Origin of the sequence: Massiliimalia timonensis (assembly GCF_900186585.1) — a bacterium.
GTDB lineage: Bacteria > Bacillota > Clostridia > Oscillospirales > Ruminococcaceae > Massiliimalia > Massiliimalia timonensis.
This window is the reverse complement of the sequence record NZ_FYDD01000003.1, coordinates 1,051,191-1,074,239: the sequence shown is the minus strand read 5'-3', so window position 1 is coordinate 1,074,239 and position 23,049 is coordinate 1,051,191. Positions and strand designations below refer to the sequence as shown.

20 protein-coding genes are annotated in these 23,049 nt (G+C 47.7%); 17 read left to right on the top strand and 3 right to left on the bottom strand.

The window, feature by feature from the left end; translation table 11 throughout:
* Positions 1 to 86: 86 nt before the first annotated feature.
* The 6 genes from CIB36_RS07350 (at position 87) to CIB36_RS07325 (ending at position 7,763) form a co-directional block, all read left to right on the top strand.
* Positions 87 to 965, top strand: a complete 879-nt coding sequence (locus CIB36_RS07350) for a MurR/RpiR family transcriptional regulator (RefSeq protein ID WP_093988860.1) — start codon at positions 87 to 89, stop codon at positions 963 to 965.
* Positions 952 to 2,184, top strand: a complete 1,233-nt coding sequence (locus tag CIB36_RS07345; protein ID WP_093988859.1) for a BaiN/RdsA family NAD(P)/FAD-dependent oxidoreductase — start codon at positions 952 to 954, stop codon at positions 2,182 to 2,184. Before CIB36_RS07350 ends, CIB36_RS07345 begins: the two co-directional genes overlap by 14 nt.
* Positions 2,185 to 2,315: 131 nt before the next feature.
* Positions 2,316 to 2,987, top strand: coding sequence for a (d)CMP kinase (gene cmk, locus CIB36_RS07340; RefSeq protein ID WP_093988858.1), 672 nt, complete (start codon positions 2,316 to 2,318; stop codon positions 2,985 to 2,987).
* Between the two features lie 21 nt (positions 2,988 to 3,008).
* Entirely contained in the window at positions 3,009 to 3,620 is a 612-nt protein-coding gene (locus CIB36_RS07335) for a lysophospholipid acyltransferase family protein (protein ID WP_093988857.1), read from the top strand.
* Positions 3,617 to 5,653, top strand: a complete 2,037-nt coding sequence (locus tag CIB36_RS07330) for a bifunctional 4-hydroxy-3-methylbut-2-enyl diphosphate reductase/30S ribosomal protein S1 (protein WP_093988856.1) — start codon at positions 3,617 to 3,619, stop codon at positions 5,651 to 5,653. The genes CIB36_RS07335 and CIB36_RS07330 overlap by 4 nt, the downstream gene beginning before the upstream one ends.
* Before the next feature lie 259 nt (positions 5,654 to 5,912).
* The gene (locus CIB36_RS07325; protein ID WP_158662622.1) at positions 5,913 to 7,763 is read left to right on the top strand and encodes an InlB B-repeat-containing protein; all 1,851 of its coding nucleotides are present in this window, start codon (positions 5,913 to 5,915) and stop codon (positions 7,761 to 7,763) included.
* A 61-nt stretch (positions 7,764 to 7,824) separates the two neighbouring features.
* On the opposite strand, the gene CIB36_RS07320 is transcribed toward CIB36_RS07325, so the two are convergent.
* Positions 7,825 to 8,379: a DUF4364 family protein gene (locus CIB36_RS07320; RefSeq protein WP_093988854.1), complete on the bottom strand. Its 555-nt coding sequence runs from the start codon at positions 8,377 to 8,379 to the stop codon at positions 7,825 to 7,827.
* Positions 8,380 to 8,516: 137 nt separating this feature from the next.
* Between CIB36_RS07320 and CIB36_RS07315 the strand changes: the two genes are divergently transcribed.
* From CIB36_RS07315 to CIB36_RS07280, 8 genes are all read left to right on the top strand, one after another.
* Positions 8,517 to 9,803, top strand: coding sequence for a hemolysin family protein (locus CIB36_RS07315; protein ID WP_407657460.1), 1,287 nt, complete (start codon positions 8,517 to 8,519; stop codon positions 9,801 to 9,803).
* A 310-nt stretch (positions 9,804 to 10,113) separates the two neighbouring features.
* Positions 10,114 to 11,280 carry a 2-C-methyl-D-erythritol 2,4-cyclodiphosphate synthase gene (gene ispF / locus CIB36_RS13665; protein ID WP_093988853.1) on the top strand — a complete coding sequence of 389 codons (1,167 nt, stop codon included), beginning with the start codon at positions 10,114 to 10,116 and terminating at the stop codon, positions 11,278 to 11,280.
* Between the two features lie 106 nt (positions 11,281 to 11,386).
* Positions 11,387 to 11,593 carry a DUF3343 domain-containing protein gene (locus CIB36_RS07305; protein ID WP_093988852.1) on the top strand — a complete coding sequence of 69 codons (207 nt, stop codon included), beginning with the start codon at positions 11,387 to 11,389 and terminating at the stop codon, positions 11,591 to 11,593.
* A gap of 23 nt (positions 11,594 to 11,616) precedes the next feature.
* Entirely contained in the window at positions 11,617 to 12,771 is a 1,155-nt protein-coding gene (locus CIB36_RS07300; RefSeq protein WP_093988851.1) for an aminotransferase class V-fold PLP-dependent enzyme, read from the top strand.
* Positions 12,772 to 12,871: 100 nt separating this feature from the next.
* Positions 12,872 to 13,729 carry a diadenylate cyclase CdaA gene (gene cdaA / locus CIB36_RS07295; RefSeq protein WP_093988850.1) on the top strand — a complete coding sequence of 286 codons (858 nt, stop codon included), beginning with the start codon at positions 12,872 to 12,874 and terminating at the stop codon, positions 13,727 to 13,729.
* Positions 13,726 to 14,994, top strand: a complete 1,269-nt coding sequence (locus tag CIB36_RS07290; RefSeq protein WP_093988849.1) for a CdaR family protein — start codon at positions 13,726 to 13,728, stop codon at positions 14,992 to 14,994. Before cdaA ends, CIB36_RS07290 begins: the two co-directional genes overlap by 4 nt.
* Before the next feature lie 53 nt (positions 14,995 to 15,047).
* Entirely contained in the window at positions 15,048 to 16,643 is a 1,596-nt protein-coding gene (locus CIB36_RS07285) for an NAD(P)/FAD-dependent oxidoreductase (protein WP_093988848.1), read from the top strand.
* Between the two features lie 77 nt (positions 16,644 to 16,720).
* Positions 16,721 to 17,212 carry a hypothetical protein gene (locus CIB36_RS07280; protein WP_093988847.1) on the top strand — a complete coding sequence of 164 codons (492 nt, stop codon included), beginning with the start codon at positions 16,721 to 16,723 and terminating at the stop codon, positions 17,210 to 17,212.
* 126 nt (positions 17,213 to 17,338) lie between these two features.
* Here the strand turns inward: CIB36_RS07280 and uxaC are convergent, their stop codons facing one another.
* Complete coding sequence (gene uxaC, locus CIB36_RS07275; RefSeq protein WP_093988846.1) at positions 17,339 to 18,754, bottom strand: glucuronate isomerase; 1,416 nt, start codon at positions 18,752 to 18,754, stop codon at positions 17,339 to 17,341.
* Positions 18,755 to 18,939: 185 nt separating this feature from the next.
* Here uxaC and CIB36_RS07270 point away from each other — a divergent pair, with 185 nt between their 5' ends.
* Positions 18,940 to 19,803: a shikimate dehydrogenase gene (locus tag CIB36_RS07270; protein WP_093988845.1), complete on the top strand. Its 864-nt coding sequence runs from the start codon at positions 18,940 to 18,942 to the stop codon at positions 19,801 to 19,803.
* A gap of 81 nt (positions 19,804 to 19,884) precedes the next feature.
* Here the strand turns inward: CIB36_RS07270 and CIB36_RS07265 are convergent, their stop codons facing one another.
* The gene (locus CIB36_RS07265) at positions 19,885 to 20,034 is read right to left on the bottom strand and encodes a ribbon-helix-helix domain-containing protein (RefSeq protein ID WP_093988844.1); all 150 of its coding nucleotides are present in this window, start codon (positions 20,032 to 20,034) and stop codon (positions 19,885 to 19,887) included.
* A gap of 105 nt (positions 20,035 to 20,139) precedes the next feature.
* Here CIB36_RS07265 and CIB36_RS07260 point away from each other — a divergent pair, with 105 nt between their 5' ends.
* Complete coding sequence (locus CIB36_RS07260; RefSeq protein ID WP_093988843.1) at positions 20,140 to 20,388, top strand: hypothetical protein; 249 nt, start codon at positions 20,140 to 20,142, stop codon at positions 20,386 to 20,388.
* 121 nt (positions 20,389 to 20,509) lie between these two features.
* Entirely contained in the window at positions 20,510 to 22,870 is a 2,361-nt protein-coding gene (locus CIB36_RS07255; protein WP_093988842.1) for an ATP-dependent helicase, read from the top strand.
* The last annotated feature ends 179 nt before the right edge of the window (positions 22,871 to 23,049 follow it).

Genomic DNA, 23,049 nt, shown 5'->3' with positions numbered 1-23,049 from the left:
AATTTTTTGTTTTAACTTGCATTTTTAGGAGAAACAGGATACAATACAGTATAGAATAATACGGTTCTAAGGAGTATGAAAAATCAATGAAAAATGATATTTTATATGACATTGCCCAGAAGATGGACGAAATGTCAAAAGGGCAGAAGCGGATCGCCTCTTACATTTTGGACCACTATGACAAGGCTGCGTTTATGACAGCGTCAAAGCTGGGCGCCATTGTTGGAGTCAGTGAATCCACTGTGGTGCGTTTTGCCTTTGAACTGGGTTATGACGGTTATCCAAAACTGCAAAAGCAGCTTCAGGAAATGATCCGCAACCGCTTGACTGCCGTACAGCGGATTGAGGTAGCAAGCGAGCAGTTGGGGTCGGAAGAGATTTTAGACAAGGTGCTGAACCTAGATATTGAAAAGATCCGCCGTACCCTTGAGGAAACCTCCAGGGAAGATTTTAACAGCGCGGTCCAGTCGATCGTTAAGGCGCGGACCATCTATATTATTGGCTCCCGCAGTGCGGCGACGCTGGCAAGCTTTATTTCCTTTTATTTCAACCTGATCTTTGAAGATGTCAAGCTGGTGCAGACTACCAGCGCCAGCGAAATGTTTGAACAGATTTTGCGGATCAATGAAGAGGACATTATGATTGGCATCAGCTTTCCGCGCTATTCTAAAAAGACGATGAAGGCGCTCAATTATGCGCATACCAAACGGGCAAAGGTCATTGCGATCACCGACAGCGCTTCTTCTCCGTTGGTGAAAGAGGCGGACTACTTTTTGCAGGCGCGTAGTGAAATGGCTTCCTTTGTGGATTCTCTGGTCGCTCCGCTCAGTTTGATCAATGCCTTGATCATGGCGGTCGGTCTTCAGAAGCGGGAAGAGTTAAAACAGACCTTCGACCATTTGGAACAGATTTGGGACGAATACGATGTATATGAAAAGGTAGAGAATCAAAATGAAAAAAGCTGATGTGATCGTCATTGGCGGCGGGGCTGCCGGTATGATGGCAGCCCATACCGCGGCTTTGTACGGTAAGCATGTTCTGCTGCTGGAGCGTAACAGCCGTTTGGGGAAGAAAATACTGATTACCGGAAAGGGCAGATGCAATGTCACCAATCGCTGTGACATTGACACGTTTATCAAGAATGTACCGACTAACGGCCGTTTTTTATACAGTGCGGTGAACCACCTTTCCCCGGAGGAAACCATCGCTTATTTTGAAAACAGCGGGCTTTCTTTGAAAACAGAACGGGGAAACCGGGTGTTTCCGGTATCGGACCGCGCGGCGGATGTTTCGCGGGTGCTGGAAGAAAATATCCGGCAGGCTGGTGTGCGAATCGCTGAGGAACGGGCCAGTGAGATCCTGACAGAAGCAGGGGACGTTTGCGGGGTGCGCTGTGAAAGTGGAGAGATTTATCATGCGCCGGCTGTGATATTGGCAACCGGAGGGAAATCTTATCCGGGAACAGGCTCTGCCGGGGATGGGTATGCCATGGCTCAGGAGCTTGGGCATCGGATCATACCGTTAAAACCGTCGTTGATCCCAATCGTTACCGAAGAGGACTGGTGCAGAAAGGCGCAGGGGCTTTCTTTGAAAAATGTGACCCTTTCTGTCACGGATCAGAAACGCAAAAAGGTGATCTTTTCAGAACTAGGAGAAATGCTTTTCACCCATTTTGGGGTGTCTGGGCCGTTGGTGCTCAGCGCGTCTTCCCATATTAGGGAACCAGAGCCTGAGCGTTATAAGCTTGAAATTGATTTAAAACCGGGTTTGACTGACCAGCAGCTCGACGTAAGGATTTTACGGGATTTTGCGGAACAGGCAAATAAAGATTTTGGAAATAGTTTGGGCGCTTTGCTGCCGCGGAAGATCATTCCGGTGATCGTGCGACTGTCCGGCATCCCCTATGAGCAGAAGGTCAACCAGATCACTAGGGAGATGCGGGGAGATCTGTGCCGCCTCCTCAAGCATCTGTCCCTGACCGTGGCGGGATTCCGGCCTATTGAAGAGGCTATCGTCACCTCGGGCGGGGTGGACGTCAAAGAAGTAAACCCAAAGACAATGGAATCTAAAAAAGTTGCCGGGCTTTTCTTTGCCGGAGAAATTTTAGATGTGGACGCCTATACGGGCGGGTTCAACTTACAAATTGCTTTTTCTACAGGATACACCGCCGGGCTTTCCTGTTAAAGGGAAAGCTATTGGTTTTTTCTGGAAAAATTTCATGAAATTCTAAAGAATGGCTTTACAAACAGGAAAAAACGGTGTAAAATAAATTTATATGCAGAATCGGGGATTCTGTTTTATAAGGAGAAGAAAATATGAGAGCCATTGCCATTGACGGACCTGCGGGTGCCGGAAAAAGTACGATCGCCAGAAGAACGGCGGCAGAATTGGGTTTCATTTACGTGGATACCGGGGCGTTGTACCGCACCATTGGATATGCGGTCGACCATTTTGGCCTGTCCACTAAAAAGGAAGAAGATATTATAAAAGCGCTTCAAAAGATCCATGTAGAACTGCGCTTTATCAATGGGGAACAGCGGGTTTTCCTGAATGGGGAAGATGTTTCCGATTATATCCGCACACCGGAGGTTTCGATGTTTGCATCCGAGGTTTCTGCAGTCCCAAAGGTGCGGGAATTTTTATTTGACCTGCAGCAGGAGATCGCGCGCAATAATGATGTGATCATGGACGGCCGGGATATTGGCACGGTAGTGCTGCCAAATGCCGATTTGAAAATTTTCTTGACTGCTACTGCGGAAGACCGTGCAAAACGCCGGTACCAGCAGCTGTTAGAGTCCGGCACGATCGTGGATTTTGACCAGCTGCTAGAAGAGATCAAACAGCGTGACTATAATGATTCGCATCGGAAGATCGCGCCTTTGCGCCAAGCAGAGGATGCGCTTTTGGTCGACACGACGGGGAACACCCTGGCGGAATCCATTGATTTATTGCAGCGGATCATCCGCAACAGATTAGGCTTGGAGTAGGAGTAACTTGCTGTGAGTAAAATGACAAAGTTCTACCGCTTTGCCAAGGCGGTCTGCAATGGTGCCCTTACATTGTGGTTTCGGATAGAGGTGCACGGTGTAGAGAACCTGCCGGCAGAGGGCGGCTATATCGTGGTGGCGAATCACCGTACCTATTTGGATCCTGTCCTTGTTGGGATCCGTATGAAACGCCAGGTGAATTTTATGGCGAAAGCGGAACTGTTTTCCAATAAGCTTTTAGGGCCGATCATTAAACGGTTGGGTGCTTTTCCGGTGTCCCGGGGAACAGGGGATTCCTCTGCGATTGAAAAGGCAGTGGATACGGTGAAGCACGGCGATGTGCTGGCTCTGTTTCCGGAAGGAACGCGCTCCAAAACCGGCGAGATCATGCGCTTTAAATCCGGAGCAATCGTTGTAGCGGCACAGACCGGCGCTGATATCGTGCCGACTGCTATCTATTTTGAAAACTGCGCAAAGTTTCGGAGCAGGGTAGTGATCCGCTATGGAGCACCAATTCCCAACGGCGCGTTGCAGGTTGATATTAAGAAACCCCGAACCATCAAAGCGGCGAGCAATTTGGTAAGGGATGCCGTGTGCGCCTTGTGGGAAGAATCGGGAAGTAAAAATTCATGAAACCAACTATTACCGTAGCAAAGACCGCAGGCTTCTGCTTTGGTGTGAACCGGGCGGTAGACCTGGTTTATCATCTGGTGGAAGAAGTAACGTCAGTGAAAACCTTAGGCCCGATCATCCATAACCCGCAGCTTGTGGACGATCTTTCTCAAAAAGGGGTTTCTATTTTGGACAGCCCTCAGCAGGCCCGGTCTGGGGATACAGTCGTGATCCGGTCGCATGGGGTCGGGCAGCAGGTTTATGAAGAGCTGGAAAGACCGGGGATCCATTTGGTGGACGCGACCTGCCCGTTTGTAGCGAAGATTCACAAAATCGTGGCGGAGCATTCCGCTGCGGGAGAAACGATTATTATTGCGGGGGATAAAAACCACCCCGAAGTGTTAGGCATTCAGGGACATTGCCAAGGGGAATGTTACGTTGTGAAAGACGAACAGGAACTGCTGGAAGTCCTTAAAAATATCAAAAAACCAGCGATTATGGTCGCACAGACCACATTTCATGCGAATTTATGGAGAAAATGCGTAGAAATTGTAAAAAATCTCTGTACAAATCTTGTTTTTTTTGATACAATATGTAATGCGACTAATGAACGTCAAGCAGAAGCTGTTTTGCTGGCACAGCAAAATGATCTGATGATCGTGATAGGCGGAAAAGAAAGTTCCAACACAAAAAAACTCAAAGAAGTCTGTGCTGAATTTGCGGAAACTTATTTGTTAGAAACTGCAGAGGAACTGGACAAACTTCCGCCGCTTTGTCAATATGCTTCCATTGGCGTTACTGCCGGGGCTTCGACGCCGGCTTATATCATTAAGGAGGTTCTTAAAACCATGAGTGAAATGTTAAACAAGCAAGAAGGAGAAATGGACTTTGCTACCCTTTTTGAGCAATCTTTGGAGTCCGAAAAATTATATAACGGGAAAAGGGTAAAAGGCATCGTAACAACGATCGCTCCAAATGAAGTCCATGTGGATATTGGTGCGAAGCAGGCTGGGATCGTTCCGGCTGATGAGCTGACTGATGATCCAAGTCAGGCAACCTCTGATGTGGTATCCAAAGGCGACGAAATCGAACTGGTTGTACTGAAAGTCAATGACCAGGAAGGCATTGTTACATTGAGTAAAAAACGTTGCGATGCAGTTGCAGGGTTTGAAGAAATCAAAAAAGCAGCAGAAGACGGCACCGTTTTGACCGGTACTGTTGTAAATGTTGTAAAGGGCGGCGTATTGGTGCTTTCCAACCATACAAAAGTATTTATTCCTGCTTCCCAGGTTTCTGACAAGCGTGTAGAAGATTTGAACACCCTGCTGAAAACAGAGGTTCAGTTCAAGATCTTAGAAGTCAACGAAAGACGAAACAGAGCTTTGGGTTCTGTCCGTGCAGTTTTGGAAAGCGATAAGAAAGAGAAAGAAGAAAAGTTCTGGTCCGAAGTTGAAGTCGGCAAGATCTATAAGGGAGAAGTAAAATCCCTGACCTCTTACGGCGCATTTGTTGATTTGGGCGGCGTTGACGGCATGATCCACATCACTGAATTGTCTTGGTCCAAGATCAAACATCCGTCTGAGATCGTAAACGTTGGCGATATTGTAGAAGTTTATGTGAAAGACCTAGATCCGGAAAAACGCAGAATTTCTTTGGGTTACAAGAAATCTGAAGATAACCCGTGGGAAATTTTCAAACGCGATTATAAGATCGACGATGTTGTGAAGGTTAAAATCGTTTCCTTTACCAACTATGGTGCGTTTGCTGAGATCATTCCGGGAATCGATGGATTGATCCATATTTCTCAGATCGCAAACCAGAGAGTTGAAAAGATTTCTGATATTTTGGAAATCGGCCAGGAAGTTGAAGTGAAGATCATTGACATCAACTATGATGCAAAACGCGTCAGCCTGTCTATGAGAGCGCTTCTTCCGGAAGAAGACCAGAAGATTGCCAAAGAGGGCGACAGCGATGTCGTGTACTCTTCTGAAGATGGTGTGATCTCCGAAGAAATGGCGGCTGAAATCGAAGCAGCTGTGGCAGAAGAGGAATAATATTCCGGAGAAAGCACGATTTTCGTTTTACTGTTGTACAAAACAGCCGCCGTGGAATACGGCGGCTGTTTGAAACAGAATAGGAAGTTGTGTTTTCGAATTCCTAAAATATGGGATCTCTGCAAGAAAAAGCAATGTTTTTCGTTCAACAGAAATATTTATAATTGCGCCTGTTTTAGGCGCTTTTTTTATGTCTAATTCTCTTTTTTTACAATGCAAGAAAAACTTTAGGTTATGCAAAAAGAGAGGAGAAGACAAAATGAAACATTTAAGGAGAATCCTTTCCGTATTCCTTGCTTCTGCGGTAATAGTCGGCGGAGGGAGGTTAGGTGCAATGCCAGCCGTATCCGCACAGGAAGCCGGGGAGGGTACACAAAGCATCTGGTTTGGCCGCCCGGCAGAAATTATTCCTACGGCAGAAGGGGATCATGTTACAACCATAGGCGTGGGCGGAGAAGAATGGTATGTAGCTGGATACAACGGCTCTGGGATTCACAGTGAAGCCGGGAATGAAAACAATGTGACCCTGCTCCATAAGCTGGATGAGTATAGTGGAAAGGATGAAGATCTGCGTTACGGTTGGTATCCTTTCCGAGACTATGCGTTCCTGGAAGGAGACGGCAATGGGAATTTTGAACAATTTCAGGAGCACTGGGGGAAAAGATGGGTTCTGTATCTGGGTTCATCTGGAACAGTGATCAACCCGATGATGCCGGATGATACTCAAAATGGAACATATAAGAAAGAATTAAACCGTGCGTTATATTACGAGGTGGATGCTGATGCCCAAGATGGGGAACAGGGCTTTACTGAACCAACAGATTATTATGGAGGTTCTTTACAGCAGAGGATGGAGGAAATCGCCTCCTCTACAGAATATATGCTTTCCGGAGAATCTGAAAGAATGGTTCCAAGGACTTTGACCAGTGCCGATGGAATTGAGGGAAAAGACATTCCGGATCAAAAGCTATGGCCGTTATCGACCGCGGAATATAAGATGATTGCCAATACCCCCGCTGAAAATTATTTTGAACTGTTCCATTCCCGTACGCCTTCAGGAAACGGGCTGATGGATATTTTATTTGGGTATAATGGTATCGTCATACCCAACAGCTTGTATTCTGCTCATCAGCAGGAAGACCCGAATTCCGACAGACTGATCCCCAATGAAGATTTGACCGGCCCTGTACGTCCGGCGTTTAATTGGGATATTTCCGATATTTTATTTACCTCTGATGCAACGGGGATCAAAAGTACTGCCATGATCGGGGATGCACTTTATCAGATCCCTGCACTTCCCGCAGACAGCACCATCAAATTTACCATGAAAGACAACGATCAGACACTTTCTGTTCCTAAAGAAGAATTAGATGCCAGAACTGCTCTGGTGGATTCCACCTTGACATTTTCTTATTCCAATGCGAAGACTGGGAAAAACCAATATGTTTCTTGTATCTTATTGGATCAGGACGGAAAGATTATCCGATATGGGAAGATCGCTGATAGCTCGACCAATGCATCTGGGGACCTAATTGTTCCTTTAAAGGGGATTCCTGCCGGGAGCTATACTTTGGGGTTCTTTTCTGAACAGGCTAATGGGGACAATTATACCGATTTTGCCGGAGAGATCTTGGAAGTAAAGCTTACTATTCAAAAGCCAGTTGCCTCTACAGTTACTTATTATGGGAACGGCAATACCGGGGGGAATTTACCAGAAGTAAAAAGTTATCTAACAGGAGATACTGTAACCGTGAGCGGAGCAGGGGATCTTGTTAAAGAGGGATTTACATTTCAGGGCTGGAATACCGCCCCAGACGGGACAGGAACTTCCTACGCGGAAAACGATGTATTCACCATGGGGAATGAAGCGATTGCACTGTATGCGCAGTGGGAAAAAACACCGGTTCTCCCAATCCCGGAAGAACCAGAGCAGCCGGAAAAGCCTTCTGAAGAAACCTTTGAACCGGAACAGGATCATGAAAAAACGGAACACACTGCAAATCCCAAGACCGGAGACCCGTTGGGATCAGCTATTTTAGCCTCTCTGCTTTTGGCATCTTCAGGGTCATTGGTGGTTATAGCACGTAAAAAACTGAAAAAGGGCTGTTAGCAGACATGCCTTCATTAAAAAATACTCCGCAGGAGATCAACCTGCGGAGTATTTTTGTGGGTCATTTTGTTAAAAAGTCTATGATCTGTGTATAGAAAGCGGCAGGATCCTGTAAAACCTTTTCTTGAACTGCTTCTGCCTGCGCTTTGTCAGGAACGAACAAGTCCAGGCGGAGCAGGTCCATATCCGTGTCATGCATTACGACCTGTACCTGATAGCCGTTAAGTACTTCCTTGATCGCCACTTCGTTTTCGCGTTCCAGCTTGCGGCGTGCCAAAAGCTGTTTGGCTGATTGTGCAAGATGCTCCCGGACAGAACGGGGAAGGGTATGCGCCAGAAAATGCGCGGCTTCCCGTCCTAGAGGGTTAAGCTGGTAAGTTTCTTCTAATTCCGGTACGGCGGAAAGTTGCCCTTCCTGCAAAAGCTGGGCCAATGCGGTGGACAAGGTAAAGAAATTGACAAGATTATTTTCCTGAAACAATAAAGCCAGATCGCTTTTGGAAACTGGTTCTTGGAGAGTGTCCAGTAGATCGCAGATCAGAATTCGGACCTCGTGGACGTTTTGAAAGCCATCCGGCGATACGCCGGCAGCTAGTGGACTGGGGGGGTTCGGCATTTCCCTTCACGCTCCTTTCTTCTTAATTTCAGTATACTGAGGAAAAAGGGGATTGTCAACCAAAGATAAGTGCGATGTTCTTGACAATTTCTGTGAACTTTGCTAAAATAATTATAAATTTATGCTTTTAAAGGAGCGTGTTTATTTTGGGCGATATACCGCCGCTTATATTTGTGCTGTTGGTGTTTTTGATTGCAATGTCTGCATTTTTTTCTGGTACGGAAACCGCATTTGCAACAGTCAACCGAATCCGTATGAAGAATATTGCAGCAGCAGGCAATAAAAAGGCTAACAAGGTGATTCGGATCGCTGACGAGTATGATCGGGCTTTGTCTGCTCTGCTGATTGGAAATAATATTGTCAATATTGCTTCCGCTTCTATTGGTACTGTTATTTTTACGACATGGTTTGGCCCTTCTGGTGCAGGGATCTCCACTTTGGTTATGACGATCGTGGTGCTTATTTTCGGTGAGATCCTGCCGAAAACCTATGCGAAGCAAAATGCTGAATCCTTGGCATTGAAAGTCGTTAATATTCTGGATTTCTTTATTAAGCTTTTTTCTCCGCTGATTTTTTTGTTCTTGAAACTGACGAATTTGGTTACCCGCAATGGGGAAAGCACTCCTTCAGTTACGGAGCAGGAGCTGAAGTTTATTATTGAAGAAAGTGAAAATGAAGGCGTGCTGGAACAGCAGGAAAGCGAATTGGTACAGTCGGCGCTTGACTTTGACGAAATCACAGTAGAAGAGATCCTGACCCCGCGGGTAGACGTTGTTGCAGTGGAGGAGCAGGAGGACCCGGAAAGGGTGAAAAGCTTATTTTTTGAAGAGGGCTATTCACGGCTCCCGGTTTACAGCGGTAGTATAGACCATGTTGTGGGCGTAGTCCACAATAAAGACTTTTTCCGCGCTTATGTTCAGAATCAGCAGGTATCACTGAACGAGATCATGCAGAATACGGTATATGTACCACCGAAAAAACTCATTTCAGAACTGATGAAAGAGCTTCAGCGCTTAAAATCTCATATGGCGATCGTAACTGACCAGTATGGCGGGACGATCGGAATCATTACCTTAGAAGATATTATTGAAGAGCTGGTAGGTGAGATCTGGGACGAAAGCGATGAAGAAGAAACACCGGTGGTGAAGCTTTCGGAGAACCGTTATCAGGTTTCTGGGGATTTGGACCCAGAAGATTTTTTTGATGAGATCGATTATGATTACCCGGAACAGGATTTTGAGGAGCTAAATTCCTTTGCCGGCTGGGCTTTGGAAACGTTGGAACGGATCCCCGAGCCAGGCGCTTCTTTCACTTACCGCGATATGGAGATCCTAGTGAAAGAGGTTACCGATCAACGGATCGTGACATTGGAAGTGATTTTTCACCCAAAGGAAGAAATTACTGAAAAGATCTCCGAAAAATAGGAAATTTGGAGCGTTGTTCATGAAAAGTGAACAACGTTCTTTTGTGTATTTTGTTAAATTTTTCTTTGACAAATAACGCATAACATGGTATTATTAGATAAACAAAAGATTGTTAGCAGGCGAATAGCCTGATAAAAGAGATACGGGGGGACAATGGCCCCGGTTTTTTAATTTGCTAACCATCCATATTTTCTTTCTTCTTTGAAAAGGGGTCCTGCTTGATTTGGCAGGACCTTTTTTCATGGAAATCTTTCTTTTTTCGGTATTTTATGTTACCATGAAAGTACAGTTTTGAAAGGAGGCACCAAGCATGTTTCGTGTGTCGGTCATATTGGTCGCGGCGGGAAGCGGGACCCGAATGGGCGGCGTCCCAAAGCAGTTTTTACATCTTGGCAGCATGACTGTAGTGGAACACAGCATCCATACCTTTGCCCAGATCCCTTCTGTGGCAGAGATCATTGTTGTGACAAAAGAAGAAGAAATTTCGCGTATGAAATCCCTGCTAGATGAATATAATGAAGTGATCCCAATCAAAGTAACGGCAGGGGGAAGCACCCGGCAGGAATCTGTGGCCAGAGGTGTGGAAGCCTGCGGACAAGAGATCACCCATGTGGCGATCCATGACGCCGCAAGACCGTTGGTACGCCGGAGAGATGTGGAACACGTTTTTGCAGATGCGCTGGAATACCGTGCTGCGACCTTAGGGGTAGTGTCTAAGGATACCATTAAGGTAGTACATCACGGGATCATTGACGAAACACCGCAAAGAAGCACGTTGTACCTAACTCAAACACCGCAGGTTTTTGAGATCGCTCTGTATCGCCGGGCCATGAAGTTTGCCGCTTTGCATGAATTTGATTTTACTGATGATTGTCAGCTGGTGGAGGCGATTGGGGTACCAGTGCACATGACGCCGGGGGATTACCGGAATATGAAGCTCACCACTCCGGAGGATATTGCAGTGGCGCGGGCCCTGCTTGAGGAAGAGGAAAGGAAGTCATCTCGTATGAGAATAGGGCATGGATATGACGTGCATCGTTTGGTAGAAGGACGGAAATTGATCTTAGGAGGAGTGGAGATCTCCCATACAGTAGGGCTGCTGGGGCATTCGGATGCAGATGTACTGGTCCATGCAGTGATGGATGCCTTATTGGGCGCTGCAGCTCTGGGTGATATTGGACAGCATTTTCCGGACACTGATCCCGCATTTGCCGGGGCGGACAGCATCAAGCTTTTGGAATACGTCTGCGCGCTTTTGGCAAAACAAGGGTATCATGTTGGGAACATTGACGCGACCATTATCGCGCAAAAACCGAAACTAGCAGAATTTCTGCCCCAGATGCGGGAAAAAATCGCCACGGCTTGCAAGGTCGGACTTGACGCGGTAAACATAAAAGCGACGACCGAAGAAAAATTGGGCTTTACCGGGGAAGAACGGGGAATTGCTGCCCATGCGATAGTGCTGATCGAATCCTAATCCACGCAAAGAAAGAACAGGATATTATGCACAAGGGAACTTACTTTTCCATAGAATAAAAGAGGAGTGGAAACACTCCAAACTCTTTACGGAAAGGTGAAGGTTTATGAGTGAATGCTATCTCAGCTTAGTGTCGCTCACGTATGCATATAAGGCAAAGGAAAGTTTAAGACGACGGGGGATCTCATGCCGGATCGTTTATACTCCGGAACACCTGCACACCAGAGGTTGCGGCTATTCGGTGGCGGTACAGGGGGATTGCGAACGTGCGGCGCGGGTCCTTCGGCAGGATGGGATCAAAATTTTAAACTAAATCCATTTGCCTGAGGTGAGATGATGATATATCTAGACAATGCAGCCACAACCTTTCCGAAGCCACAAAATGTTGCAAGAAGCGTCATAGAAGCTGTTAAAACTTATGGCGGGAATCCGGGAAGAAGCGGACACAGCATTTCGATGCGCACTTCCGGAAAGATCTATCAGGTCCGAGAACTGGTAGGAGACTTTTTCGGGGTCAGCGCAGAACAGGTCGTGTTCGCTTCAAACTGTTCCCATGCATTAAACATGGCGATCAAAGGAGTCATGTCCTCTGGGGGACACGCGATCACTTCTACACTGGAGCACAATTCGGTCATGAGGCCTTTGTATGCGCTCAAGAAAAAAGGGATCATTGACTATGACTGCGCCCCGGTTTATGAGGGAGATGTAGAAAAGACATTAAGAAGCTTTGCCGCTTTGATCCGTCCCAACACCAAGGCGATCGTCTGCACGCATGCCTCTAATGTGACGGGACTGATCCTGCCGATCAAAGAACTGGGGGACTTGTGCCACCAGGCAGGGATCAAGCTGATCGTAGACGGCGCGCAATCGGCTGGGGTTTTGCCGGTCAACCTGCCTAGGATGAATATCGACATCTTTTGTACAGCTGGTCACAAAGGACTTTATGGAACTACAGGGACCGGGCTGATGTTGTTAAACGGGGATTTTGCGATGGACACCATTATGGAAGGCGGCACCGGAAGCGCTTCTGCCCAGCTAGAGCAGCCTGACTTTCTGCCGGATCGGTTTGAAAGCGGAACCATCAATACTGTAGGGATTTTGTCTGTCGGGGCCGGCCTTTCCCATATTAAACAGATCGGATTGGAAAAAGTGTATGAACATGAATTTGAACTATGTCGATTTTGTTACGAACAGCTTGCCTCGATCCGGGCGGTAAAAACATACCATTATTATTATGAAAAGGGAAGATATGCGCCGATCGTGTTGTTCAATGTGGGCGAACTGCCCTCAGTCGATGTGGTAGCACGGCTTTCTGCACGGGGGATCTGCGTGCGCGGAGGCTTGCACTGCGCACCGACGACCCACCGGGTATTACATACAGAGGAGAGCGGTGCAGTGCGGGTTTCGCCCTCTATTTTTAACACAAAACGCGATATGATGAATTTGATAAGGGAATTGAAACAAATTGCAAAATATTCTGAGAACGCTTGAATTTCGGGGGTAAAATTGTTAGAATAGAGATAGATTCATGAATAGACGTCATATGGGAAGAATATGAGTTAAAGCAGGAAAGAAAAAGGATGTTAACCAAATGCAAGTAATACAGAATTTTTTCGATGCAGTTTACAGCGTCATGAAGGGTTTTACCCTGTTTGACCTGCTGGACATTGCACTGATTTCTTATATCGTTTATAAAGCGTTCCGGATCGTTCGTGAAACGCGGGCAGAGCAGCTCCTTAAAGGGATATTGCTGCTCTGCTTGGCGTTTTTTGTCGCCAAGATATTTCAACTCAAAACCATGGAGTTCTTATTTACCAATCTGTTCCAGATCGGGATCCTGGCGTTGATCATCCTGTTCCAGCCGGAACTGAGAAGGGTTTTGGAACGGGTAGGACGTACTAAGGTGACATCGGTATTTACTTCAGAAGCATCGGACAAGCATGCGGGCGAATGGGGAAGGGTGATCCCGATCATTGTGGAATCGGTGCAGCGGCTTTCTAAATCCACCACCGGTGCTTTGATTGTAATTGAACGGCAAACGAAGCTGGGGGAGCAGATCGCAACCGGAGTTGAGCTAAATGCCAAACCCAGTGTAGAGTTGTTTGGAAATATTTTCTTTGTCAACACACCGCTTCACGACGGCGCTGTGATTATGCGCAATGCCAGAGTTTTAGCGGCTGCCTGCTTTTTGCCCAAGCCGCAAAAGGAAGAGCTGATCGCCACCCATTTGGGGTCTAGGCATCGGGCGGCGATTGGGATCAGCGAGGTATCGGATTCCATTACCATTGTGGTGTCTGAAGAAACTGGAACAGTTTCTGTTGCTGAAAACGGGGAATTGCAGCGGGGTTTTACCAGCGAAAGGCTGGCGACTTACCTGACAGAAAAGCTTGTGCCGCAGACAGATAAGGAAAGCAAAAAGCACACTTTCCTGAAGGGGAAGAAGAAATGAAAAAGTTTGAGTTTAGTAAATTATTTGAAAACAGTAAATTTTTAAAGGTGCTGTCTGTTTTAGTTGCGGTCGCGTCTTGGTTCGCGGTGACAACGCTGGTGAACAACGACGCGGTTTCCACGATCCGGGATATTCCGATCTCTATGAATATATCAGGAAGCGCCGCCGAAACAAATGGATTGAGCATCGTCGGTATCTCGAAGGATACGGTCGATCTGCGGATTATTGGGAAGTCCTATCAGATCGGGGGATTGGAAAAGGAAGATTTTGAGGCGACGCTGAATCTTTCTTCGGTGACCCAGCCGGGGCAGTATGAACTGCCGATTGAGATCAAACAGGTAAACACAGAAAAAAATGTGGATTATCAGGTAGATAAAATAAAGCCTGAAACAGTGACAGTTGAGTTTGACCGCTTGGTCGACGCTACATTAACGCCAGAAGCCTATGTACCGAATATCACGGCGGCAAAGGGCTGCTTTTTGGAAAAAGCAATGGTAACTCCGGACGAAATTAAGATCACCGGTCCGGAAAGTGTGATCAAACGGATCAAGACCACCCAGATCGTTAATGAGGAAAAACAGGAGATCTCGTCGTCTCAGACTGTTACTGGTACTTTGAGGCTGTTAGATGAAAATGATAATGAAATCGATCTTTCCAGAATCACATCTCAGCAGAATGAATATAAGATCACGATCCCGGTGTACAAGCAGGTCGAAGTGCCGCTGACCTTTGATTTTGTAAATGTACCGGCGGGGATCGATGCCGGCAAGCTGGAATATGAAATGTCGGCCGATAAGCTTTTGATCGGTGTTCCGGTAGATGCGGCAACAGATGTGAAATCTATCTCTTTAGGTGAGATCGACTTTAGGAAGATCGACATAGGTTCTGTATTCCAATTTGATGTGTCGCTGCTGGCTGGCTATATCAATATTGACGGCGTGCAGGAGGTAACGGTCTCTTTCCCAGATGAGGGAATGGGGTATGTGAAACTTAACTGCGACAATATCGTCATGAAGAACGTTCCAGCGAATTATAACGTGAAGCTGATCACGGAAAAAATCTCGGATATCAAATTTGTGGGTCCGATTTCTGTGGTGAGCAAGCTGAGTGCAGAAGATGTTGTGGCTACTGTTGACTTTGCCAATATCTCTCTTTCAAAGGGGGAAAAGCGGGTCGCCGCTAAGATCACTTTGGTTGGGGATCATCAGGCGTGGGCTGTCGGGACGGATTATTCCGTACTGGTCCGTGTCACGGAAAAGAAATAGAAAAATAAAGGCGGCTGATGGGCCGCCTTTATTTTTGGTTGGGAAGGATAAATATGTCAGTATTGGTAACAAATCTGAAAGCGGGGTTGTCTGCTCCAGAAGAGGTGCTGATCGAAAAAGGGATCCGGCGGCTGGGGGTAGAACGGGCTGCCGTTCAGGAGGCACAGCTTTATAAAAAATCATTAGACGCTAGAAAACGGGGACAGGTCTGTTTTGTCGGTTCTGTTTTAGTGAAGCTTTCGATCGATGAGGAAACGCTTTGCAGACGGTTGGCTGATAAAGACGTTCAATACCGCCCGGATACAGAACTTCGTTTCCCGCATGGGACACAACGGCTGAAGACGCCGATCTACATTGCCGGCTTCGGGCCGGCCGGGATCTTCTGCGCCTATGCGCTGGCGCAGGAAGGATACCGTCCGATCGTATTAGAGCGCGGCTATGATGTGGAGCGACGGGTAGAGGCTGTAGAGCGGTTTTGGAAACACGGGAAACTGAATACGGAATGCAACGTACAGTTTGGGGAAGGAGGAGCAGGCACTTTTTCCGATGGAAAGCTGACTACTCGGATCTCGGACGAGCGGTGCGGGTATGTGCTGGAACGTTTTGTGGAGTTTGGTGCGCCGCCGCAGATCGTAGCAAAGGCAAAGCCCCATATTGGCACCGACAAACTGCGGGGTGTGATCAAGCGGATGCGCCAAGCCATTATAAAGATGGGCGGAGAAGTGCGTTTCGGCCAGCGGCTGGATTCTGTCCGGATAGAAAACGGGAAGCTGAAAAGCATTACTGTGAATGGGGAAGAAGTGGAGACAGGTGTTCTGGTGGCGGCACTGGGGCACAGCGCACGGGATACCTTTCAGATGCTGTTAGAGCAGGGCGTCGCTATGGAGGCAAAAAGTTTTTCGATAGGGATGCGAATCGAGCACCTGCAATCAGAGATCGACAAGAGCCTTTATGGAGAGCTGGCAGGGCATCCTGCCCTGCCGGTAGGGGAATACCAGCTTTCTTACCGTGAAAACGGAAGGGGCGTATACACCTTTTGTATGTGTCCGGGCGGGCTGGTAGTCCCCTCCTCTTCCAGCGAGGGGACGGTCGTCACCAATGGGATGAGCGAATACCGCCGTGACCGGAAAAATGCGAATGCGGCGGTAGCGGTATCGGTCACACCACAGGATTTTGGCACCCATCCTATGGATGGGGTAAGGTTCCAGAGCTCTTTAGAAACATCGGCGTTCCGGCTGGGCGGCGGAGATTACCGTGCGGTTGGGACAACGGTTGGGGAATTTTTGAAAGGCGGGGCAGGGCTTTCGCTCGGCCGGGTGGAGCCAAGCTACGCGCTGGGGGTGACCGCGTGCAGCCCGGATAAGGTCTTCCCTCCCTTTGTAACAGAGATGCTGCGCAAAGGGCTTTTAAAGTTTGACCGGAAACTGCATGGCTTTGCGGCGCCAGACAGCGTACTGACCGGGGTAGAAACCCGAACCTCCTCTCCGCTGAGGATCCTGCGGGACGGGGAGAGCATGGAGTCTATCTCTGCAAGCGGGATTTATCCCTGTGGTGAAGGGGCAGGATATGCAGGCGGCATCATGAGCGCCGCCGTGGATGGGCTGCGAGTGGCGCAGAAGATCATTTCCGTTTATGCGCCCAAAGACTAGGAACCGCCTAAAGCGCCTCAGCATAGCATGGTAGTGAATCAGTTTTGGTTTATTTTCTAAAACTTGGGGGCGCTGTGATGAAACTCGGTGTGATCGTACGGAATGACGACTGCATACAGGAGAAGATCGTAGAGGCCTTCGCATTCCTAAAGACCTGTGGAGCAATGCCGGCGGTCTGTCTGGTGCCGATGGAGGCCGCTGGACGGCTCCGCTTTTTAAGCCGGAGCATGCCGGTATTTATTTACTGCCATGATTTCTTTGGACAAACGGATACCCTAATTCCGTTAGACCGCCGAAAAAAGGGCCGGAGTAGGCGGTTCCTGAAAGGGAAAGATTCCGTTTGGAGCAGGAAAACGCTTTATACCTCCCGGTACATAAAAGAAAGCGCTCTGCTGCGCTTTTTGCGGGTTGCCGGCTGTGACCGGTATTTAGTGCTGGAGTCACACGGAGGGGGCAGAAACACCGCTCGGTGCTTCCGGTGGGACCTTTCCGCCTACCGTCCGCATGATCAGGAATCGGCGCGCAGGATGCAGGCAAAGCTATGTGATTTCCTTTATTTTTCTTCTTAAAATGATAAAACGGACAGCAGGAAAATCCTGCTGTCCGTTTTTGGTGGAGAAAATTTAATTGGGGAAAAAATAAATCCAGTTGCTGGAATGAAAATGTACAGGAGAAAACTTTTCCCCAAAAATTGATCATGGTTCTTCGAACCCAAAATATCGCATGGCATTATAGTAAGAAATATCCTGTACCATTTTGCCAAGATAGGGCAGATCGTCGGGGTACTTGCCCTCTTCCACCCACTTTCCAATGACGTCGCATAGGATCCTGCGGAAATATTCATGCCGGGTGTAAGAAAGAAAGCTGCGTGAATCGGTCAGCATCCCGATAAAATTGCCCAAGACGCCGGCATTTGCCAGATCACAAAGCTGTTTGCGGATTCCCGCTTCGTGATCATTGAACCACCATGGGCAGCCATGCTGTAATTTCCCTGCGGCTTCGGTTCCCTGAAAACACCCGATCACGCTGAGGATATATTCATTATCATTGGGGTTGAGGGAATAAACAACTGTTTTCGGCAGACTGTTTTCCTGTTCTAAAGCGTTCAGCAATGGAGCCAGTCCGGCGCCGTTAAAACCGGGGGCGATCGAATCGAATCCGGTGTCCGGTCCGAGCAGTCCATACCGGAAGGTGTTACAGTTGCGTGCGGCGCCATAATGGAGCTGCATCACAATATTATATTTTGCGTACTGTTTTCCTAAAAAGAGGAGCAGGGCAGTCTGATATTGGGCGGCTTCGGTATCGGTAAGGTCTGCTCCGCCGCGCCGTTTTTGGAACAATTCTTCCACTGTTTGAGCATCTGCTTCCTCAAATACAACTCTGTCCAGCCCATGATCCGCCGCCTTGCAGCCATGGAGAGAAAAATATTCGATCCGTTCTTCCAGTGCAGAACAAAGCTCTTCAAAACAGCTGACTGGGGTATGGCAGACCTGTTCCAGCTGGTCCAGATATTCATTAAACTCCGGCTTTTGGATATTCATTGCTTTATCGGGACGAAAGGCTGGAAATACTTTGGCAGAAAAGGCAGCGTCATGCGCTAGCTGCTCATGCTCCTGCAAGGAATCTATCGGGTCGTCGGTGGTACAGAGGACCCGAACGTTGGAATGCCGGATGATATTCCGGGCAGAAAGGGCGTGGGCGGCGCATTTTTTGGAACTGATCTCCCAAATGCGTTCCGCGGAGGATTCATTGAGCGGTTCATATATACCAAAATAACGCTGCAATTCCAGATGTGTCCAATGATAAAGGGGATTTCCGATCGCTTTTGGCAGGACCGACGCCCATAAACAGAATTTTTCATAATCCGTAGCATCAGTGCCGGTAATTTCTTCCTCCGGGATACCGTTTGCCCTTAAAAGCCTCCATTTGTAGTGGTCTCCCTCCAGCCAGAGCTGGGTCAGGTTTTGAAACTGCCGGTCCTGAGCGATCTCTGCCGGGCTGATATGACAGTGGTAGTCCACGATCGGCATGGGTTTAGCATATTGGTGGTACAGGATTTTTGCCGTGTCGGTCGACAATAAAAAATTCTGGTCCAGAAACGCCTGTTTCATCGAAATTCCTCCCTTTCAAGTCATTTACCTGAATTATACGCCTTTTTTCCTTTAGTTGCAAGGGTTTGACAATCCGTTAGAAACAGAATAAAATAACAAGGAAAGCAGGCCTGAATAGGATATGTACCTTTTCAAAATACAGGCTTACTGGGAATTTGTCAAATGAAGAAAGAGATGATGATAACATGGAACAACGGATCACAGGGAGCACAGTATTGCTGGGGCTGTTTGGCTCGCCGGTAAAACACAGTGTTTCCCCGATGATGCATAACCTCTCCTTTAAAGCGCTGGGGCTGGATTATGCTTACCTGGCCTTTGAGGTGGGGAGCGGCGAGGTGCCGCAGGCAATCGCAGCGCTGAAAGCTTTTCGGATGCGGGGGGCAAATGTGACGATGCCCTGTAAGACTGCGGTAGTTCCATTGATGGACAGATTGACACCTGCCGCTCAAATGGTTGGTGCAGTCAACACCATTATCAACGATGAGGGAATTCTGACCGGTCATATTACCGATGGGGAAGGCTATCTGCGTTCCCTTCGGGAAGAGGGTTTTGAGATCTCTGGGAAAAAAGTGGTTTTATTAGGGGCTGGGGGCGCCGCGACCGCGATCTGTGCTCAGGCTGCTTTGGATGGCGCCGCTCAGATTACAGTTTTCAATCGAAATGAAGAACGTGCCCGGAATATGGTTTCCCGGATCGAAGGCAAAACGAACTGCACCTTAGAAGTATTTCCCTTAAATGACAGGGAAGCATTAAAATACAGTCTGGACAAAAGTGAACTGCTGATCAATGCCACGCAGGTAGGGATGAAGCCCATGGAGGGGCAGTCGCCAATTCCGGATCAAAGCTTTCTGCATCGGGAACTGTTTGTAAGCGACGTGATTTATCAGCCACGGGAAACCCTGCTGCTGCAAATGGCTAAAGAAACCGGCTGCCGCACCATGAATGGGCTGGGAATGGTGCTGTATCAAGGAGCGGCTTCTTTTGAAAAATGGACCGGAAAGCCAATGCCGGTAGAACTGGTGAAAAAAGCGTTATTTCCCGAAAAATAGCAGAGACTTAAAAGTTAAAATCCAAAGAAGCTCCATTGTAAGGCTGATCGCCTTTACAATGGAGCTTCTTTACAATCAGGGCTATTGCTGATCAAGGTTTTTCAGGTATTCCTTTAAAATCAGATTGATGTATTGTGAAAGGGAACGGTCACATTCTTCTGCTAACGTTTTCAAATTTTTGATCACATCCTCATCTAATGTGATGCTGACTTTTTGTTTTAGTGGTTTCATAGCTATCCCCTCAGCTTAAAAATAATAATTATATTATACTATATTGTAGGATAAGATATTGACTATTCGCTTAAAGTGGTATAAAGTAGTATAGATGTGAGGAAGATGGAATTATATCAAGAGATCTTATTGAAAGTACTGGAACGGGAAACTGTACAGGTCACCTTTCCCGGCCTGCGCCTGAATGCGGATGAGATCATTCGGCAGGAAAGCTATCGGGCATTGTGCAACATAAAAAGGATTCTTGAAGATGACAGTTTGGAGGATTCGGAATGCTTCATTAAAATTGAAGAGATTGTCCGTACATTGGAAGAAGTGGGGAGTAACGCCGGAAACCGGCATGATTTTGGATAAAAATCTGCGCTGGTCCTTGACTAAAAGCATTTTCTGTGTGTTTCTTGTTTCACGGGCTTTTTTTCGGAACTGATTTATGGTACAATAAAACCTGTGATTTGAAGAAAGGAACAGGCTTTTTATGATAGAACAGCAATATTTTTCCCTGAAACGGGAGATCTTGGAATCGGAATACCATTTTTTAAATGAACAGCAGCGGGAGGCGGTTTACCGGGTAAATGGACCGCTTTTGATCTTGGCGGGCGCGGGAAGCGGAAAAACCACGGTATTGGTAAATCGGATCGGGCATTTGCTGGAGTTTGGAAATGCATGGTTTGATGATACGCTGCCATATGACCTTTGTGAGGATGACATTGCGTTTTTAAAGGACTATGCTGCCGGAAACAAGGAAAACCGGGAACGTATGGTAAGCCTTCTGGCTTCTCCAACAGTATCGCCATGGAATGTACTGGCCATTACCTTTACAAACAAAGCGGCGAATGAATTAAAGGAGAGGCTGACGCAGCGGCTGGGCGATAGAGGAGCCGACGTCCGTTCTGGGACGTTCCACTCTATTTGCGTACGGATCCTGCGCCGGGAGATCAGCGCTTTGGGATACACCTCTTCCTTTACGATTTATGATACTGACGACAGTGTACGGGTGATGAAAGACTGCTTGGCGGATCTTGGGGTAAGCGATAAGATGTTCCCGCCTAAAAGTTGTTTGGGGGAGATCAGCCGCCGGAAAGACAGCATGCAGACGCCGGAGCAGTTTATGGCAGAAGCGGAATCCGATTTCCGTTTAAAAACTATTGCAAACCTGTACGGGCAGTACCAAAAGCGGTTAAAAGCTTCTAATGCAGTGGATTTTGACGACATCATCCTGCTGACAGTCCAGCTGTTTGAGCAGTTTCCCGATGTGTTGGACCATTACCAGAACCTTTACAAATACATATTGGTAGACGAATACCAGGACACCAACCAGCTTCAGTACCGGCTGGTGAGCCTGCTTTCTCGGAAACATCAAAACCTCTGTGTTGTCGGGGACGACGACCAGAGCATCTACCGCTTCCGGGGAGCTACTATTGAAAATATTTTAAGCTTTGAACACCAGTTCCAAAACGCCGTAGTGATTCGGCTGGAGCAAAACTACCGTTCTACCCAAAATATTTTGGACGCGGCAAATGCGGTCATCAAGCATAACCTTGGCCGGAAGGGGAAAAACCTGTGGACAGACAACGGAGAGGGGGAGAAGATCACCCTGTTCCGCGGTCGGGACGACTATGAGGAAAGCCGTTTTGTCACCGATGTGATCCAGGAAGATGTTCAAAATGGGATGTGTTTTGCCGACCATGCGATCCTGTATCGTATGAACGCGCAATCCAACCAGATAGAGCGCGCGCTCATCAAAAGCGGGATCGACTACAAGATCGTGGGCGGCACCAAGTTTTTCGAGCGGAAAGAGATCAAAGACGTGCTGGCCTATTTCCAAGTCATCAATAATCATGCGGACAGCGTGCGTTTAAAGCGGATCATCAACGAGCCGAAGCGCGGCATTGGGGGAAGCACTGTAAAGGCGGTAGAAAGCATCTCTCTGCAAACTGGGATCAGCATGTTTGAGGTAATGCGCACTGCGGATGAATATGGTGTGCTTTCCAAAAAGGCGAGAGTACTTCAGGAGTTTGTGGACATGATCGAGGAAATGAGTGAATTGGCACTCTCCCTCCCGTTAGATGAATTATTGGATGAACTGATGGAACACACCGGTTACCGCATCGCTTTAATGGCGCAGGGGGTAGAGGGGCGCGTCCGTCTGGAAAATATTGAGGAACTAAAATCGAACCTGGTAAAATATTCGGAGGAAAATGGGGAGGACGCGACCCTTTCCGGATTTTTGGAGGAGGTTTCCCTTTACACCGATCTGGACAGTATGAACGCGTCGGATGACAAGGTCATCTTGATGACGATCCACTCCGCTAAGGGTCTGGAGTTCCCGGTGGTATTTTTGATTGGCATGGAGGACGGGATCTTCCCAAGCTACAACTCTATGCAGAGCCAGGAGGAAATCGAGGAGGAACGTCGTTTGGCCTATGTTGGGATCACCCGGGCGAAGCAGCGGCTTTATGTTACCAATGCCGGGCAGAGGATGATGTTTGGCAATACCTCCCGTAATCTGCCGTCCCGCTTTATTAAGGAACTGCCTCAGGAGGTACTGGAATGTAAAGATAATACGGTGCGCATCTATCAACAGGCTTCAGCTCAGGCTGTGCTGCGGCGTGCTGTTGAGCCAAAGCCGGCTGCGGGACTTTCCGGGTTTGCACCGAAGCAGGAAACGGTTGCTGTGGATTTTGCCCCCGGCGATACGGTTCGGCATAAGGTGTTTGGTACGGGAATGGTGTTATCCCTGACTCCAATGGGGAACGACACGCTGGTTGAAGTAGCATTTGACAAGGTGGGGACCAAAAAAATTATGGCAAACTTCGCCAAGCTGCTTAAAGTATAAAAAAGACAGTTTCAGCATTTGCTGAAACTGTCTTTTTTCTGTGGAAAATGCTCAAAAAGGGCGGATAAAGTTTTGTGGGATTTCTGTTTTGCGGATGCTTTACCATAAAGGGGAAGTATGATATAATCATCTTAATGCGTTCCTAACAGGAACGGTGTTTTTTTTATGCAGTTTTTATT